At 72.1% G+C, this 17,448-nt stretch carries 13 protein-coding genes and 5 pseudogenes; 15 read left to right on the forward strand and 3 right to left on the reverse strand.

What is annotated here, in order from left to right; translation table 11 throughout:
- From JNW87_RS19975 to JNW87_RS20015, 10 genes are all read left to right on the forward strand, one after another.
- The coding region (locus JNW87_RS19975; protein ID WP_238454197.1) for an ABC transporter permease at positions 1 to 741 on the forward strand (741 nt) is incomplete at its 5' end.
- A gap of 57 nt (positions 742 to 798) precedes the next feature.
- On the forward strand, positions 799 to 1,140 hold the full coding sequence (locus JNW87_RS19980; protein ID WP_109805204.1) for a hypothetical protein: 342 nt from the start codon (positions 799 to 801) through the stop codon (positions 1,138 to 1,140).
- A 276-nt stretch (positions 1,141 to 1,416) separates the two neighbouring features.
- Positions 1,417 to 2,487: a BMP family protein gene (locus JNW87_RS19985; protein WP_109805195.1), complete on the forward strand. Its 1,071-nt coding sequence runs from the start codon at positions 1,417 to 1,419 to the stop codon at positions 2,485 to 2,487.
- Positions 2,488 to 2,760: 273 nt separating this feature from the next.
- Positions 2,761 to 3,102, forward strand: coding sequence for an ATP-binding cassette domain-containing protein (locus tag JNW87_RS40775; protein ID WP_309233997.1), 342 nt, complete (start codon positions 2,761 to 2,763; stop codon positions 3,100 to 3,102).
- Positions 3,099 to 4,253, forward strand: coding sequence for an ATP-binding cassette domain-containing protein (locus tag JNW87_RS19990; protein ID WP_309233998.1), 1,155 nt, complete (start codon positions 3,099 to 3,101; stop codon positions 4,251 to 4,253). Before JNW87_RS40775 ends, JNW87_RS19990 begins: the two co-directional genes overlap by 4 nt.
- Positions 4,250 to 5,584, forward strand: coding sequence for an ABC transporter permease (locus tag JNW87_RS19995; protein ID WP_109805197.1), 1,335 nt, complete (start codon positions 4,250 to 4,252; stop codon positions 5,582 to 5,584). Before JNW87_RS19990 ends, JNW87_RS19995 begins: the two co-directional genes overlap by 4 nt.
- Before the next feature lie 4 nt (positions 5,585 to 5,588).
- Positions 5,589 to 6,866: an ABC transporter permease gene (locus tag JNW87_RS20000; protein WP_109805198.1), complete on the forward strand. Its 1,278-nt coding sequence runs from the start codon at positions 5,589 to 5,591 to the stop codon at positions 6,864 to 6,866.
- A 121-nt stretch (positions 6,867 to 6,987) separates the two neighbouring features.
- Positions 6,988 to 7,695: a cytidine deaminase gene (locus tag JNW87_RS20005; protein ID WP_109805199.1), complete on the forward strand. Its 708-nt coding sequence runs from the start codon at positions 6,988 to 6,990 to the stop codon at positions 7,693 to 7,695.
- A 139-nt stretch (positions 7,696 to 7,834) separates the two neighbouring features.
- Positions 7,835 to 9,115: a thymidine phosphorylase gene (locus tag JNW87_RS20010; protein WP_109805200.1), complete on the forward strand. Its 1,281-nt coding sequence runs from the start codon at positions 7,835 to 7,837 to the stop codon at positions 9,113 to 9,115.
- A 110-nt stretch (positions 9,116 to 9,225) separates the two neighbouring features.
- Positions 9,226 to 9,906 (forward strand): DUF4272 domain-containing protein, encoded by a 681-nt coding sequence (locus JNW87_RS20015; RefSeq protein ID WP_109805201.1) that lies wholly within the window; start codon positions 9,226 to 9,228, stop codon positions 9,904 to 9,906.
- A gap of 6 nt (positions 9,907 to 9,912) precedes the next feature.
- Here the strand turns inward: JNW87_RS20015 and JNW87_RS20020 are convergent.
- Both JNW87_RS20020 and JNW87_RS20025 read right to left on the reverse strand, forming a co-directional pair.
- Positions 9,913 to 10,901, reverse strand: a pseudogene (locus tag JNW87_RS20020) (putative RNA methyltransferase).
- Position 10,902: 1 nt separating this feature from the next.
- Positions 10,903 to 11,421, reverse strand: a complete 519-nt coding sequence (locus JNW87_RS20025; RefSeq protein WP_109805203.1) for a MarR family winged helix-turn-helix transcriptional regulator — start codon at positions 11,419 to 11,421, stop codon at positions 10,903 to 10,905.
- 58 nt (positions 11,422 to 11,479) lie between these two features.
- Between JNW87_RS20025 and JNW87_RS20030 the strand changes: the two are divergent.
- From JNW87_RS20030 to JNW87_RS20050, 5 genes and pseudogenes are all read left to right on the forward strand, one after another.
- Positions 11,480 to 12,116 (forward strand): annotated as a pseudogene (locus tag JNW87_RS20030) (YitT family protein).
- Positions 12,098 to 12,667, forward strand: a complete 570-nt coding sequence (locus JNW87_RS20035; RefSeq protein WP_238454198.1) for an NADPH-dependent FMN reductase — start codon at positions 12,098 to 12,100, stop codon at positions 12,665 to 12,667. The pseudogene JNW87_RS20030 and the gene JNW87_RS20035 overlap by 19 nt, the downstream one beginning before the upstream one ends.
- The gene (locus tag JNW87_RS20040; RefSeq protein ID WP_109804780.1) at positions 12,664 to 13,119 is read left to right on the forward strand and encodes a PPOX class F420-dependent oxidoreductase; all 456 of its coding nucleotides are present in this window, start codon (positions 12,664 to 12,666) and stop codon (positions 13,117 to 13,119) included. The genes JNW87_RS20035 and JNW87_RS20040 overlap by 4 nt, the downstream gene beginning before the upstream one ends.
- Positions 13,120 to 13,132: 13 nt before the next feature.
- Positions 13,133 to 14,208, forward strand: a pseudogene (locus tag JNW87_RS20045) (adenosine deaminase).
- Between the two features lie 799 nt (positions 14,209 to 15,007).
- Positions 15,008 to 17,360: pseudogene (locus JNW87_RS20050) on the forward strand (nitrate- and nitrite sensing domain-containing protein); the annotation flags it as partial.
- Here JNW87_RS20050 and JNW87_RS41585 read toward each other — a convergent pair.
- A pseudogene (locus JNW87_RS41585) lies at positions 17,351 to 17,448 on the reverse strand (hypothetical protein); the annotation flags it as partial. The pseudogenes JNW87_RS20050 and JNW87_RS41585 sit on opposite strands and share 10 nt — an antisense overlap.

Genomic DNA, 17,448 nt, shown 5'->3' on the forward strand with positions numbered 1-17,448 from the left:
CAGGTGTACGCGGCCTTCGTCGCCGGGCCGACGGGATCGCCCTGCCACACCGCCCGGCCGGCCAGCCCACGGTCGCCGCGCTGCTCCACCGAGGCCTCGGCCCAGCTCTCCGCCGGCCGGCCGGTGCCCGTCGTCCCGGTCGTCCCGGCCGACCCGGACGACCCGCGCGGCGCCGGGTTCGCCGCCGGCTTCCTGCCCCTCGCGCTGACCAGCATGCTCGCCGGGGCCCTGCTCGCCTTCCTGGTCACCCGCCGGGGCGCCCGGTTGGTCGGGCTGCTCTGCTACGGCGTCCTCGCCGGCCTGGCCGGGGCCGCCGTGCTGCACGGCTGGCTCGGCCTGGTCGACGGCTCCTGGTGGCGGGAGGCGGGGGCGATCGGCCTCTTCGCGCTGGCCGCCGCCGGCATCGTGGCCGGCCTCGGCGCGCTGCTCGGCGCGCCCGGCACCGGGCTCGGCGCGCTGTTGGTCTTCCTGGTCGGCAACCCGCTCTCCGCGGTCGGCGCGGCACCCGAGCTGCTGCCCCAGCCGTGGGGCACGGTGGGGCAGTTCCTGCCGGTCGGGGCCGGCGGGACGCTACTCCGCTCGGCGGCCTTCTTCGACGGGGCGGGCACCGGTCGCTCCCTCGCGGTGCTGGCCGGCTATGCGCTGCTCGGTGTCGCCCTGGTGGCGGTCGGTCGGCACCGGTCGGTCCGGGCGGCCCGCGGGACGGTGCCGGGCCGGCGGCCGGCCGAGGTCACGGTATGAGCTCGGCTCGGCGGGCCGCCTACTACAAACCGTCGTTGATAGGGGAGGATGGCCGCCGTGGAAGCTCTTCGGCTGGTACTTCTCTACGTCCATCTGATCGGGTTCGCGCTGCTGCTCGGCGGCTCGATCGCCCAGTACGCCAGCGGCCGGCTGCGGATCAACGCGGCCATGCTGTGGGGCTCGGTGATCGGTCTGCTGACCGGCCTGGGCCTCGCCGCCCCGCTGCGGGACGGCGACGAGCCGGCACCCGCCAAACTTGTTACCAAGTTGGTGCTCGCCCTGCTGATCTTTGTCATGGTCTTCTTCTCCCGTAAGCGGGAGTCGGTCAACCGTGGCCATTTTCTCGCGATCATCGGCTTGACCCTGGTCAACGCGGCGGTGGCGGTCTTCTGGCGGTAGCGTCGGCAGCAGCGGAAAGGCCACGGAAAACGGACGTTCGCGACACCCGCCGCGGCACGGTAGCGGCACGAATGGTGATCTGCCCCACGCCCGGGTTACGTAGGGATAACAGGCACTCAACGTTCGTGCACGATTGTCGGCCGGTGGGTGGGCGCGGGCGTACGCTCCCGTCCGTAACGTGGGACGCCGGCGGCAAGCGCAGGCCGGCTCAAGGGCTGCCACCGCTGGAAATGCGGTGTGCAATGGGAAGGAGACGTCTTGCGCTCTGTGCGTGGGATGCGGATCGCCTCCGCCTTCGTGGCGGGTGGGCTCGTGCTGGGCGCCGCCGCGTGTGGTGAGGCCCCCAAGGACGACAACAACGCCGGTGGCAACGGCGCCAAGAAGTACAGCGCCTGCATGGTGACCGACATCGGCGGCATCGACGACAAGTCCTTCAACACCTCGGCGTGGAAGGGCCTGCAGGAGGCCAAGAAGGCCAACGACAACATCGACATCAAGTACGTCGCGTCGAAGGCCGAGGCGGACTACGAGGTCAACCTGACCGGGTTCGTCAACCAGAAGTGCGACTTCATCCTGGCCGTCGGCGGCCTGATGTCGGACGCCACCAAGAAGGCCGCGACCGCGAACCCGAACCAGCAGTTCGGCATCGTCGACTCCAACCCGGGCGTGGACAACGTCTACCCGATGCAGTTCGACACCGCGCAGGCCGGGTTCCAGGCCGGCTACCTGGCCGCCGGGATGAGCAAGACCGGCAAGGTCGGCGCCTACGGTGGTCTGCCGATCCCGCCGGTGACCATCTTCATGGACGGCTTCGCCGACGGCGTGGCCCACTACAACAAGGCCAAGGGCAAGAACGTCCAGGTCCTGGGCTGGGACAAGGCGACCCAGAAGGGCTCCTTCACCAACTCGTTCACCAAGCAGGACGAGGGCAAGAAGGTCTCCGACGCGCTGGTCGCCCAGGGCGCGGACATCATCATGCCGGTCGCCGGCGGAGCCGGCCTCGGCACCACCGACGCGGCCCAGAAGTCAGGCGGCAAGTACTCGGTCGTCTGGGTCGACGTCGACGGCTGCGAGAGCACCCCGAACTGCGCGGCGCTGCTGACCACCGTGGTCAAGAACATCCCGGACGCCGTGAAGGAGGCCGTGCTCAAGGCCGCCGGTGGCGAGAAGCTCCAGGCCAAGCCGGGCTTCGTGGGCACCCTGGCCAACAACGGCGTCTCCATCGCGCCGTACCACGACTTCGACAGCAAGGTCCCCGCGGACCTCAAGGCCGAGGTCGACAAGATCAAGGCGGACATCGCCGCCGGCACCATCACGGTCACCTCGAAGGCCCAGCCGACCAAGTGATCCGTCCGCCGGCCGCCGCGGTGAGATCATCGGCAGCGGAGGCCGGCGGGCACCAGGTATGACGATCCGGCCGCCTCGGCGTACGCGGGGACACCCGCGCCGCCGGGGCGGCCGATCCGCTCCACCCCGGGACCGGGCCGGCTCGGCGCCCGACGCGGCAGCGGCTACGCTGCACCATCGCTCGCACTCCAGGAGGTTGCGCTGAGACTCGAACTGCGCGGCATCACCAAGCGGTTCGGTGATCTGGTCGCCAACGACCACATCGACCTGACGGTGGAGCCTGGAGAGATCCACGCCCTGCTCGGCGAGAACGGTGCCGGCAAGTCGACCCTGATGAACGTCCTCTACGGGCTCTACCAGCCCGACGAGGGCGAGATCCTGGTCGACGGGAAGCCGTTGAAGCTGAAGGGCCCGTCGGACGCCATCGCGGCCGGGATCGGCATGGTGCACCAGCACTTCATGCTGGTGCCGGTCTTCACCGTCGCCGAGAACGTCATGCTCGGCGCCGAGCAGGTCAAGGGCGGCATCGCCGGTTTCCTGGATCGCCGGCGCGCCCGGCGCGAGGTCGCCGAGGTCTCCGAGCGGTACAACCTCCGGGTCGACCGGACGCGGTGATCGAGGACCTGCCGGTCGGCATCCAGCAGCGGGTGGAGATCGTCAAGGCGCTCACCCGCGACGTCGACCTGCTGATCCTGGACGAGCCGACCGCGGTGCTCACCCCGCAGGAGACCGAGGAACTGCTCACGGTGATGCGGTCGCTCAAAGCCGGCGGCAAGTCGATCGTCTTCATCACCCACAAGCTGGGCGAGGTGAAGGCCATCGCCGACCGGATCACCGTCATCCGGCGCGGGAAGACCGTCGGCACCGCCTCGCCGACCGCAAGCCGGGACGAGCTGGCCGCGCTGATGGTCGGCCGCAGCGTCCGGCTGACCGTGGAGAAGCAGCCCGCCAACCCCGGCAGGCCGATCCTGGAGGTCGCCGGCCTGGTCGTCGACGACGACCGGCAGATCCGCGCGGTCGACGGCGTCGACCTGACCGTGCACGCCGGCGAGGTCCTCGGCGTCGCGGGCGTCCAGGGCAACGGCCAGACCGAGCTGATCGAGGCGATCATGGGCCTGCGGCCGGTGCTCGCCGGCACGGTGACCCTCGACGGCGAGGCCGTGCACGGCTGGCCGACCAAGAAGGTGCTCCGCGCCGGGGTCGGCTACGTGCCGGAGGACCGGAGCGTCGACGGACTGGTCAAGGAGTTCTCCGTCGCGGAGAACCTGGTGCTGGACATCTACGACCGGCCGCCGTTCGGCAAGGGCCTGTCGCTGAAGCCGGACGCCATCGCGAAGTCGGCCAAGGAGCGGATCGAGCAGTTCGACGTGCGTACCCCCTCGGCGGACGCCGCGGTGGGCACCCTCTCCGGCGGCAACCAGCAGAAGGTGATCGTGGCCCGGGAGCTGTCCCGGCCGCTGAAGCTCTTCATCGCCGCCCAGCCGACCCGGGGCGTGGACGTCGGCTCGATCGAGTTCATCCACAGCCGGGTGATCCGCGAGCGGGACATCGGCACCGCGGTCATGGTCGTCTCCAGCGAGCTGGACGAGGTGATCGGCCTCGCCGACCGGATCGCGGTGATGTACCGGGGCCGGATCATCGGCATCGTCGGCCCGGACACCCCGCGCGAGGAGATCGGCCTGCTGATGGCCGGCATCACCCCGGAGACGACCGACGCCGCGGCGGCCCCGGCCCCCGAGGGCCCTGGTAACGAGGACGAGGCATGACCAACCCGAACCCGGTGTCGGGCTCCCCGGACAAGGAGCCGGCGACCGAGTCGCAGGCGGCGCAGAACGCGGTCGGCAACACCGACCGCGCGGCGACGACCGCCACCGCCCCGAAGCGGCCCGAGGGGCAGCCCCGCCCCTCGCTGGGCCGGCTGTTCCTGGACAACCTCTGGGCCGCCAACACCGTCACCGTCACCGTGCTCGCGGTGGTCCTGGCGATGCTCGTCGGCGCGGTGCTGATCATCGTCTCCGACCCGGAGGTGCTGGCCACCTACAGCTACATCACCGCCCGGCCGGCCGACGCGATCAGCTCCAGCTGGACGGTGGTCAGCGAGGCGTACGCGAACCTGTTCAAGGGCGCGATCTTCGACCCGCAGGCGTCCGGCTTCACCGCTTCGCTCAGCCCGATCTCGGAGACGCTCACCTACACCGCGCCGCTGGTCTTCACCGGCCTCGCGGTTGCCCTCGCCTTCCGCGGCGGCCTGTTCAACATCGGTGCCCAGGGCCAGGCGACCATCGGCGTCATCCTCGCCGCGGTCGCCGGTTTCGCGCTGCCGCTGCCGCCGGTGCTGCACCTGCTCGTCGCGCTGATCGCCGGCGCGGCCGGCGGCGCGATCTGGGGCTTCGTCCCGGGCATCCTCAAGGCGCGCACCGGCGCCCACGAGGTGATCACCACGATCATGCTCAACTACGTCGCGGTCTACTTCCTCGCCTGGATCATCATCCAGCCCGGGGTGCACAGCCCGACCCGCGCCGACGCGATCAGCAAGCCGGTCGAGTCCTCCGCCCAGCTGCCCCGGCTGCTCGGCAGCGACCTGCGGGTGCATTCCGGCATCCTGCTGGCCGTATTGGCCACCTGGTTCACCGCCTGGCTGCTCAACCGCTCGACGGTCGGTTTCGAGCTGCGCGCGGTCGGAGAGAACCCGGACGCCGCCCGGACCGCCGGCATCAGTGTCACGAAGGCGTACGTGCTGGTCATGGTGATCTCCGGCGCGCTCGCCGGCCTCGGCGGCTCGAACATGGTGCTCGGCTCGACCGCGAACGCACTCACCCCGGAGGTGGTCGCGCAGATCGGCTTCGACGGCATCTTGGTCGCGCTGCTCGGGCGGTTGAAGCCGTGGGGCGTGCTGCTCGCCGCGCTGCTCTTCGGCGCGCTGCAGGCCGGCGGCAACCGGATGCAGTCGTACTCGGGGATCTCGCTGGAGTTGGTCACCGTGCTCCAGGCGCTGATCGTCATCTTCGTCGCCGCGCCGGCCCTGGTAAAGGCGATCTTCCAGCTGCGGGCCGCCCGCGCGGCCCGGTTGCAGACGAGCCTGGCGAAGGGCTGGTAAGGCAATGTCGACCATCGCTGTCCCCGACGTCGCCGTCACCGTCGACGTGGGCTTCTGGACGCGCAACCGCAAGGCCGGCGCCGTTCTGCTGGCGCTGGGCGTGCTCGCCGCCGTGCTCTTCGGCGCGCTCGCCACCGGCCAGCAGGCGCGGTTCACCCTCAGCGAGACCGAGGGCGGTGCCGCCCTGGAGATCACCGGCACTTTCGGCGCCATCCTGTTCGGACTCGTCGCCGCCGCGGCCGGCGGCGCCCTGCTGGCCGGGGTGCCGAAGCGCTGGTTCACCCTCGTGCTCGGCGTCGGGCTGGTCGCCTTCGTGCTGAGCTTCCTGTGCTGGCAGGTCTCCGCCGCCCCCGAGGGGCGCAACTTCATGCCGCTGGTCAACATCGTCCGGGGTACGTTCATCCTGGCCCTGCCGCTGATCTTCGGTGCGTTGTCCGGCGTGCTCTGCGAGCGGACCGGCGTGGTCAACGTGGCGATTGAGGGTCAGCTGCTGATGGGGGCGTTCAGCGGGGCGCTCTTCGGCAGCATCTACCAGAACGTATGGGTCGGCCTGCTGGCCGCGGCGGTCGGCGGCGCGCTCATCTCGCTGCTGCTCGCCGTCTTCGCGATCCGCTACCTGGTCGACCAGGTCATCATGGGCACCGTGCTCAACCTGTTCGCGGTCGGGGTCACCGGTTTCCTCTACGAGCGGCTGATGCAGATCAACGCGGAGAAGTACAACACCGCCCCCCGGTTCGGCAACTGGGAGATCCCGCTGCTGAAAGACATCCCGCTGATCGGCCCGGCGCTGTTCCGCGGCAACATCTTCCTCTACCTCGGCCTGCTGCTGGTGCTGGTCATCCACCTGGCGCTGTTCCGGACCCGGTGGGGGCTGCGGACCCGGTCGGTCGGTGAGCACCCGACCGCCGCGGACACCCTGGGGGTCCGGGTGCTGCGCCTGCGCTACCGCAACGTGATCATGGCCGGGCTGGTCGCCGGCGTCGGCGGCGCCTCGTACACCCTGGCGTTCTACTCGTTCACCAAGAACATGATCGGCGGTAAGGGCTTCATCGCCCTGGCCGCGCTGATCTTCGGCCGGTGGAGCCCGACCGGCGCGCTGCTCGCGGCGCTCTTCTTCGGCTTCGCCGACCAGCTCGCCACCTACCTCGGCGCGATCGGCAGCAGCATCCCCAGCCAGTTCCTGGCGATGCTGCCGTACCTGGCGACGATCCTGGCGGTCGCCGGGCTGGTCGGCCGAGTGCGGGCGCCGGCCGCGGACGGCAAGCCGTACATCAAGGGCTGAGCCCCTGATCGATCCGTGCCCGGCGGGGGATTCCCGGCCGGGCACGGTCGTTCCGGGTGTCGACTGACACAGGGGTACCCCTTCCCGCGTTCGACCGGGGTGACTTGGGCAGAATGGTGGGATGACCGAGATCGACTGGGAGCGGCTGCGGGCCGCGGCCACCGAGGCGATGCGGCACGCGTACGCGCCGTACTCGAAGTTCCCCGTGGGGGCGGCCGCCCTGGTCGACGACGGCCGGGTGGTGGTCGGCTGCAACGTGGAGAACGCCGCGTACGGCGTTACCCTCTGCGCCGAGTGCGGGGTGGTCTCCTCGCTGCACGCCACCGGCGGTGGCCGGCTGGTCGCGATGTCCTGCGTCGACGCCACCGGTGAGCCGCTGATGCCGTGCGGCCGGTGCCGGCAGCTGCTCTGGGAGCACGGCGGCCCGGAGTGCCTGGTCGAGACGAAGGGCCGGCCGCTGCGGATGGCCGAGCTGCTGCCGCACGCCTTCGGCGTGGAGGACCTGGAGGCCGTGGTCGGCGAGACGCCGGTGCCGGTGGTGCCGGAGCGGCTGGCCGCCTGGCGGGGGCGCGGCACGGTCTTCGTCCACCCGGACCTCTCCGCCGGCCAGCAGGTCTGGACGGCGTACTGGGAGCGGTCCGCCGGCGACACCGAGGGCGCCGAGACCGGTGTGCTGGAGGAGGGCCCGACCTGGGAGGACCCGGCGGAGGCGGTCACCTGGGGGCTGGCCCGTACGCCCCGCGTGGTGGTGGTCGACGCGTCGGGCGCGATCTTCTGGGCTGGAGAGGGTGAACCTCCCATGGAGATTCCGGTCCGTTGGGGTGGCTGAGCTTGGGGGCCGGGGCCGACCGTGCCCGGCTCCGGGCGATCCGGCTTGATCCCTCCGCCGGTCACGGTCGGCCCCGGCCCTCGGTGGTCACGGCCGTGGTTCAGTGCACCCGACGCGAGTCAATGATGGGAACTCAAAGGTGAGTGCTTTTAGGGCGGTTGACGTCATCCGGGCCAAGCGGGACGGGGGTGTGCTGAGCGACGGCCAGATCGACTGGGTGGTCGACGCGTACACCAAGGGGCTGGTGGCCGACGAGCAGATGTCCGCGCTGGCCATGGCGATCCTGCTGCGCGGCATGAGCGCGCCGGAGATCGCCCGGTGGACCGCCGCGATGATCGCCAGCGGCGAACGGCTGGACCTGTCGTCGGTGTCCCGGCCGACCGTGGACAAGCACTCCACCGGCGGCGTCGGCGACAAGATCACCCTGCCGCTCACCCCGCTCGTCGCCGCCTGCGGCGGCGCGGTGCCGCAGCTCTCCGGGCGCGGGCTGGGCCACACCGGCGGCACCCTGGACAAGCTGGAGTCGATCCCCGGCTGGCGGGCCGCGCTGACCAACGACGAGTTCATCGCCCAACTCCGCGACGTCGGCGCGGCGATCTGCGCGGCCGGCCCGGGGCTGGCCCCGGCGGACCGCAAGCTGTACGCGCTGCGCGATGTCACCGGCACCGTCGAGGCGATCCCGCTGATCGCCAGCTCCATCATGAGCAAGAAGATCGCCGAGGGCACCGGCGCGCTGGTGCTCGACGTGAAGGTCGGCTCGGGCGCGTTCATGAAGTCCGTGGACGACGCCCGCGAGCTGGCCCGGACCATGGTCGAGCTGGGCGGCGCGCACGGCGTGCGGACGGTCGCGCTGCTCACCGACATGTCCACCCCGCTCGGCCTGACCATCGGCAACGCGGTCGAGGTGACCGAGTCGGTCGAGGTGCTGGCCGGCGGCGGCCCGGCGGACGTGGTGGAGCTGACCCTGGCGCTGGCCCGGGAGATGCTGGCCGCGGCCGGCCTGCCGGACGCAGATCCGGAGGCGGCGCTGCGCGACGGCCGGGCGATGGACGTCTGGCGCGCGATGATCCGGGCGCAGGGCGGCGACCCGGACGCGCCGATGCCCACCGCCAGCGAGGTCGAGGTGGTCCGCGCCGCCGAGGACGGCTTCGTCGCCTCCGTCGACGCGTATGCCATCGGGGTGGCCGCGTGGCGGCTCGGCGCCGGGCGGGCCCGCAAGGAGGACCCGGTGAGCATCCCGGCCGGGGTGGTGCTGCACAAGCGCCCCGGCAACCCGGTACGCGCCGGCGACCCCCTCTACGAGTTGCGTGCCGAGCACGCGGAGCGGATCCCGGCGGCGCTCGCCGAGGCGGCGCGGGCGGTCCGGATCGCGCCGGAGGCGCCGGCGGTGTCGCCGCTGGTCATCGAGCGCATCGGCTGATCAACTCCGGCCGGCGGTGCCGTGGTGCCGGCCCCCTGGAGCCGCTATTCTCCCTGCCCAGGGGGGACAGACCGGCGATGAGCCGATGCGAGCAGACAGGGACCTGAGCCGTGCGCGTACCCGCCCCCGATCCCCGGGCCGTCCGTGAGGCGAGCCTCGACGAGCTGTCCCGGTTGGGTCTGCCACTTCCGCCGACCCAGTTCCCGCTGGTGTGGGAGCCGGGCGACGAGATCGAGCTGCGCCCCACCGTCGAGATCGAGGCCCGGATCGCGGTGCTGCACCTGATCCTGGCCCGGTGCTTCGGGATGCCCCCGCAGGCGGCGATGAGCTGGCTGCTCGCCTCGCACCTGGTGGAGCAGGTGACGCCGCCGGAGTGGCAGTTCGTGATGGGCGGCAAGGGTGACCACCGGTCGTTCGTGCTGCACCACGACGCGCTGTTCTCGCTGTCCTGGGTGCTCGGGCTGACCAAGGAGCTCGACCCGACGGTGCCGGTGGACGAGCGGCTGGTGGAGCGGATGCCGCACGTCGCCGGCGGGGAGACCTTCGCCCAGTGGCGGTCCCGGATCCTGGCTGCGCCGCAGCACCCCGCCGACGCGGCCGCCCTGCTCGACCTGCACTACTGCCTGGACTGGGCGTACCTGGAGACGGAGCGGGCCGGCCGGATGCTGCCGGGGCTGGTCGACGCGAACGCGATCGGGCAGCGCCGGTGGGCGTTGGAGTGGGCGGTGGTCCTCCGCGGCCCGTACCACGACGAGCCGCCCGGCTGGGAAGAGGTCGACCTCTCCACCTGACCGGGGTCAGCGCGGCCGGTATACGCCCAGCCGGACGGAGAGCGTCACCGGAGCCGGCTCCGGCAGGCCGGCGATCCGCTCGGCGAGCCGGGCCGGGTCGGTGTGCCAGGCGCTCGGGCCCATCCCGACCAGGGTGGCCACCTCTGTGCGGGTGAGCCCGAGCCGGGCGCGGTGCAGCTCGGTCGACTCCTCGGTGAAGTTCCCGGCCAGGCTGCCGGCGACCCGGTCCGCCTTGGCCGGGTCCACCCTGAGCAGGCCCAGGGCGTCGACGAGTTCGACCAGGTGGTCCTCGGTCGGGGTGACCACCAGCAGCGCGCCCGCCGGGTCGAGCACCCGGTGGAACTCGGCGCCGTTGCGCGGGGCGAAGACGTTCAGCAGCACGGCGGTGGAGGCGTCGGCCAGCGGCAGCCGCTGCCAGGTGTCGGCGAGCGCCGCGGCCGCGCGCGGGTGGCCCGGGCCGCCCGGCGCAGCGCCGGCTTGGAGACGTCCAGGGCCAGACCGGCGGCGTTCGGCAGCGCCGCCAGCACCGCCGCGAGGTACCGGCCGGTGCCCGCGCCGGCATCCACCACCAGGGGGTACGCCCCGACGTCCGGCCCCGGGAGGTCGGCCGGCAGTTCCTCGTCGCCCCTTGCGGTGCACCCGCCCACGCGGCGCTCGTCGCCAATCGCCGGCGCGTCGGTGGGTGCGGAGCGGGCGGTCGGCGCGCCGCGGGCGGCGCTGATCCGGTCGACCACGTGGGCGGCGGTGGCGGCGAGGGCGGCGGCGACGGTGTCGTAGTGGCCGGCGGCGAGGAAGTCGGCGCGGGCGGCGACCATCTCGGCGCTGTCCCCGGCGTGCGGGGCGCGACCGGCGAGCAGGTTGACGTACCCCTGGCGGGCGATGTCGAAGCTGTGCCGGCGCGGGCAGCGCAGCGCGCGGGCGGTGCCCGCGGTGACCTCCGCCAGCGGGTCGCCGCAGACCGGGCAGCGCAGCCGGTCGAGGATGCGGGGGTCCACGTCAGACCTCCGGACCGGCGGATGTCGGAGCGACCCGGCGGGGCGGATCGCCAGCCGGCCCGATCGGCGCGGTGAGGTGGTCCACCACCCGGTGGGTCAGCGCGCCGAGCGCCTCGACCTCCTCGGGGGTGAGCAGGTCGATCAGGTGCCGGCGGACGGCCGCCACGTGCCCTGGGGCGGCCGCCTCGATGGCCTGCCGCCCGGCCGGGGTGAGGGCGACGACCGAGCCGCGACCGTCGGACGCGCACTCCTCCCGGGTGACCAGCCCGCGCTGCTGCATCCGAGTCAGGTGATGGGAGAGCCGGCTGCGGGACCAGAGCATCCGGTCGGCCAGTTCGCTGAGGCGCAGCCGCTGGTCGGGCGTCTCGGAGAGGTCGGACAGGACGTCGTAGTCCGGCTCGGAGAGCCCGGCGTCCTGGGCCAGCTCGCGGGCCAGTTCCAGGTCGAGCAGGCGGCGCATCCGGCGGTAGCCGCGCCAGGCCCGCTCCTCCCGCTCGTCCAGCCATCGTGGGGCCTCCATGCCGACGATCCTAACCCAGTTGTTGACATGTCACTGAAACCGCCCTACGGTCGGTGACATGTCAACCAGATTGCCCGTACGGCTGGTCCGCCTCCTGCTCGGCCTGGCCCTGTTCGGCGCCAGCGTGGCGCTGATGGTCCGCGCGGACCTCGGGCTGTCGTCCTGGGACGTCCTGCACCAGGGCCTGGCCGACCGGACCGGCCTGCCGCTGGGCTTGGTGGTCAACGGCGTGGCGCTGGTGGTGTTGCTGCTCTGGCTGCCGCTGCGGCAGCGGCCCGGCGTGGGCACCGTGGCCAACGTCGCGGCTGGTCGGGGTGGCACTCGACGCGGTGCTGGCGGTGCTCCCGCCGGTGCACGCGCTCCCCGTCCGGGTCGGCCTGCTGCTCCTCGGCGTCCTGCTCAACGGGGTCGCCACCGCCCTCTACCTCGGCGCCCGGCTCGGCCCCGGCCCGCGCGACGGGCTGATGACCGGCCTGGCCGCCCGCGGCCTGCCGATCGGTCGTGTCCGCACCGTGATCGAGCTGGGCGTGCTCGCCGCCGGCTGGCTGCTCGGCGGCACGGTCGGCGTCGGCACCCTGCTCTATGCGCTGAGCATCGGACCGCTCGCCCAGTTCCTCATCCCCCGACTCGCCGTGCCGGCCCCCGGCCGGCCCGCCCCGACAGGAGTGGCCCCGCCATGCCCCGCCTCAACGTGATCGTCGCCAGCACCCGCCCCGGCCGGGTGGGCCGGCGGATCGGTGACTGGTTCACCGGCGCCGCCCTCCGGCACGGCGGTTTCGACGACGTACGCCTGGTCGACCTCGCCGAGGTCGGGCTGCCCTTCCACGACGAGCCGCACCACCCGTCCGAGGGGAACTACCTGCACCGGCACACCCGCGAGTGGAGCGAGACGACCGCTGCGGCGGACGCCTTCGTCCTGGTGATGCCGGAGTACAACTACGGCTTCAGCGCCCCGCTCAAGAACGCGATCGACTACCTCTACCACGAGTGGCGGCACAAGCCGGTCGGCTTCGTCAGCTACGGCATGACCTCAGGCGGCCTGCGCGCGATGCAGATGATCAAGCAGGTGGTCACCACGCTGAACATGGTGCCGGTCAACGAGGCGGTGGCCGTCTTCCTGCGGCAGGCGCTGGACTCCGGCGGCGAGCTGCGGCCCGACCCCGGGCGCGACGACGCGGCCGAGCTGATGCTCGACCAACTCGCCCGACTGACCGTCGCCCTGGCGCCGCTGCGGGTGGCGGCGTGAGCGCCCGGCTGTGGGAGCTGTTCGGCGAGCGGGGGCGCGGAGTGCTGGTCACCCTGCGCCGGGACGGCCGGCCGCAGCTGTCCAACGTCGACTACCTCGCCGAGCCGGGGCTGATCCGCTGCTCCACCACCGGCGACCGGGCGAAGATCCGCAACCTGCGCCGCGACCCCCGGGCCAGCTTCCACGTGACCACCGCCGACGGCGGGGCGTACGCGGTGGCCGAGGGGACGGTGACGCTCACCCCGCCGGCCGCGGCCGCCGACGACGCGACGGTCGAGGAACTGGTGGAGGTCTACCGGCGGATCCGGGGTGAGCACCCCGACTGGGCGGAGTACCGCGCCGCCATGGTGGCCGACGGTCGCCTGGTGGTCCGCCTCTCGGTCGAGCGGGTGTACGGCTGGCGCCCTGACCTGCCCGGCCCCGGTCCCGTCCCGTCCCGCGGCCGCCGGTGACTAATGTCTGAGCATGGTCGCAATCCGGTACGAGGACATCGTCAAGGTCCCGAAGGCGCTGCTGCACGATCACCTGGACGGCGGTCTGCGGCCGGCGACGATCGTCGAGCTGGCCGCCGAGGTCGGCCACGAGCTGCCCACGACCGACCCGGAGGCGCTGGGCCGCTGGTTCGTGGCGGCGGCCAACTCGGGCTCGTTGGAGCGTTACCTGGAGACGTTCGCGCACACCGTGGCGGTGATGCAGACCGCCCCCGCGCTGCGTCGGGTCGCCCGGGAGTGCGCGCTCGACCTGGCCGCCGACGGGGTGGTCTACGCCGAGGTCCGGTTCGCGCCGGAGCAGCACCTGGCACAGAACCTGACCCTGGACGAGGTGGTCGAGGCGGTCGTCGCCGGGTTCGTGGAGGGCAGCGCGCAGGCCGCCGAGGCGGGCACCCCGATCCGGGTCGGCACCCTGCTCACCGCGATGCGGCACGCCGCCCGCTCGCAGGAGATCGCCGAGCTGGCCGTCCGGCACCGGGACGCCGGGGTGGTCGGCTTCGACATCGCCGGCGCGGAGGCCGGTTTCCCACCCACCCGGCACCTGGACGCCTTCGAGTACCTCCAGCGGGAGAACTTCCACTTCACCATCCACGCCGGCGAGGCGTTCGGCCTGCCGTCGATCTGGCAGGCGATCCAGTGGTGCGGCGCCGACCGGCTCGGCCACGGGGTGCGGATCGTCGACGACATCGTCGCGGGTCCGGAGCCGGTGCTCGGCCGGCTGGCCGCGTACGTACGGGACAAGCGCATCCCGCTGGAACTGTGCCCGTCGTCGAACGTGCAGACGGGCGCGCCCCCTCGATCGTGGAGCATCCGATCGGGCTGCTCCGGGACCTGCGGTTCCGGGTGACGGTCAACACCGACAACCGGCTGATGAGTGGCACGTCGATGTCGCGGGAGATGGCACTGCTGGTGGAGGCCTTCGGCTACGGCTGGAAGGAGCTCCAGTGGTTCACGATCAACGCGATGAAGAGCGCCTTCATCCCGTTCGACGAGCGGCTGAAGATCATCGACGAGGTGATCAAGCCGGCGTACGGGAAGCTGATCGGCTGATCACGGATGCTGGTGCGGGTGGGCGGCGAGCAGGGCGGCCACCCGGTGCAGCACCTCCCGGGCCCGGCCGCCTCGGCGCCCAGGCCGGTCTGCCGGCGCAGCACCGCCGGCTCGGCGCGGAGCAGGGCCACCCCGCGGCTCAGCAGCACCCGGGGTGCCTTGCGCTGCTCGGACAGGTCGCGGGCGAGCCGGCGGAGGAAGGTCGCCCCGCGCGGCCGGCGCAGCGCGTACGCCCCGGCCAGGAGGCCACGCCGGCGGCACTCCTCGACGATCTCGGCGGCGAAGATCCCTTCGGCGACGAAAAGTGGCGATTCGGCGACATCGAATGGCCGGGTGGCCACCCGTCGGTCCGCGCCGATCGCATAAACCGGCACTTCGGCCTTGCCGTACCGGGCCAGTCGGGCGATTGTTTCCACCGCCGTCTCGGCGTCCCAGGATCTGGGGGACTCCCAGTCGACCTGTCCGTTGCGACGCGGCAACGTAGGGTCGTCGCCGTCCTTGTAGAAGTCGTCCAAACAGAGGACAGGAAGCCCGGTTCGCTGCGCTATGTACGACTTTCCGGAGCCGGAAGGGCCGGCGAGCAGGACGACACGGTGGCGATGTTCCATTACTTCGCGTAACTCCGTACAGACGGATTGCTAGCAAATTGCATCAACATCTCATCACACCTCCGGCGAGGGACAACCTGGGCTTTCTCTTTGCGGACCGGCGTGATGGAATCTCGGAGGTCGACCCGCCGGGTCGGTCGCTCGCCGTTGCCCAGGGCAACGTGCGGACGCTGTGATGCGAGGGCGGTGACGTGAGCAAACGGCCAAAGACGGCGGGCTCCTTCCTGTCGCGTCTGCGCCGGCCGGCCAGCCGGCTCCGCGACATGCCGATCTGGTCCAAGCTCGGTCTGATCATGATCGTGCCGACCATCGCCACGGTCGTGGTCGGCACCACTGGTCTGGTCGACCACCTGCAGACGCTCAACAATGCCAACCGGGCCGGCGACCTCGCCAACCTGATCGGCTACTCGGATGACCTGATCGACAGCCTGCAGGACGAGCGGACCTCCGCGGTGCTGTTCGTCAGCTCGACCGAGGTGCAGACCAAGGCCCAGTACCAGGAGGCCTACAACCGGGCCAACTCCCGGGTCGACCAGGCCAAGGCGCCGTACCTGCAGCAGCGGCTGGAGATCGACGGCCTGCCGGCGAACTTCAACTCGCTGCTCGACAACATCGACGGCAGCCTCACCGGCCTACCCGGCACCCGCAGCCAGGTCTCCAACGGCAAGCTCAAGCTCACCGAAGCGTTGCGCTCGTACTCCGGCCTGATCGCCGAGCTGCTCTCGGTTCGGGACTCGGCCACCCAGCTCGCCGGTGACAACGACCTGAGCGACCGGATGCGGGCCGCCACCGCGGTCGCTCGGCAGAAGGAGTACCTGTCTCAGCGCCGTGTCGTGATTCACCAGGTCCTGGTGCAGAAGAAGAGGGAGTACACCCCGAACCTGCGTGAGCAGTTCATCGCCAGCACGGTCGGCGACTCGCAGGCGCTCGAGAGCTTCAAGGCGGTCGCGAACCCGGCCGACTCCGAGTTCTACGACCAGACGGTCTCCGGCTCGGATCTGCGCGAGTCGATTGCCTACCAGCGGTTCATCAGCAGCAACACCAGCGGCAGCTTGGCCGACGCCCAGTTCGGGCCGGACCAGTGGGACGCGGCCATGGTGGCCAACGCCAAGCTGCTCCGTACGGTCGAGCAGAGGCTCGACGGCAACGTGGTCCGCGAGGCCGACAACCTCCGCTCCGACGTGCAGCGCCAGGTCTTCCTGGAGACCGGCCTGCTGCTCAGCATGCTGCTGCTGGCGATCCTCTTCGCGTACCTGGTCGCCCGCTCGATGGCCCGGTCGCTGCGCGACCTGCGGCAGGGCGCCCTCTCCGTGGCCCAGTACGGCCTGCCGCAGGCGGTGGCCCGGCTGCGCGACCCGCAGGTCACCGGGCAGCTCTCCCCGGTGCAGCTGGCCAACCAGATCGCCGAGCCGCTGCCCGTCCGGAGCAAGGACGAGTTCGGCCAGGTGACCGAGGCGTTCAACGCCGTCCACCTGGAGGCCGTCCGGACCGCCGCCGAGCAGGCCGCGCTGCGCGCCTCCGTCGCGACGATGTTCGTCAACCTGGCCCGCCGTTCGCAGATCCTCGTCGACCGGCTGATCGGTCACCTGGACCGGCTGGAGCGCGGCGAGGAGGACCCGGACCGGCTGGCCGAGCTGTTCCAGCTCGACCACCTCGCCACCCGGATGCGCCGCAACGACGAGAACCTGCTGGTCCTCGCCGGCGCCGACTCGACCCGCGTGCAGCGCGAGCCGGCCGCCCTGATCGACGTGCTCCGCGCCGCCCAGTCCGAGGTCGAGCACTACACCCGGATCGAGTTCGGCGTGATCGACCGGGACATCGAGGTCGCCGCGCACGCGGTCAACGACCTGGTGCACCTGGTCGCCGAGCTGTTCGACAACGCCACCGCCTTCTCCCCGCCGGACTCGCAGGTCATGGTGGAGGCCCGGCGGGTGGGCGACCGCGCCTCCCTGTACGTCGAGGACCGGGGCATCGGCATCAGCGCCGAGCAACTGCGTGACCTCAACGAGCGGCTCGCCACGCCGCCGCAGGTGGACGTGGCCGTCTCCCGGATGATGGGTCTGGTCGTGGTGGCCCGGCTGGCCTCCCGGCACGGCGTCAAGGTCGACCTGCGGCCCGGCGCCGACCGGGGAACCGTCGCCGACGTCACACTGCCCACCTCCGTCCTGGTGCCGCGCGCCCTCTCCGGGCGGGGCAGCAGCCCCCGGCGCTCCCGGCGGCGACCGGCCCGGCGCCGGCCTTCGGTGGCCCCCAGCAGGTCGGCCCGGCTCCCGCCTTCGGCGCCCTGGCGGCCCTGGGCAACGGCCCGGCCACGCCGCCGGCCCCGCGCCCCGGCGAGTCGGGCAATCAGGTGACCCTCGGTGGTCGCCCGTTCGACCCGCCACGACCGGCGGGGGGCGCTCGATGCCCGCCTGGTCGGACCTCACCGGTGCCAGCGGGATCAACGGCAGCGACTCGTTCACGCCGCGGGCCTCCAACGGCCAGCCGATCGACCCGCTGCCGCAGCGCCGCAACGGCGGCGACGGCGACCCGTCCGAGACCCCGAAGCGCAGCTGCGCCTCGACCTTGTCGCCCTCGGTGACGGCGACGTCGCGCATGTTGTCGCCGAACCGGGCCAGGCGCAGCGTCCGCA

The sequence above is a fragment of the Micromonospora sp. ATA51 genome, from assembly GCF_016802855.1.
Taxonomy (GTDB): Bacteria; Actinomycetota; Actinomycetes; order Mycobacteriales; family Micromonosporaceae; genus Micromonospora; species Micromonospora sicca.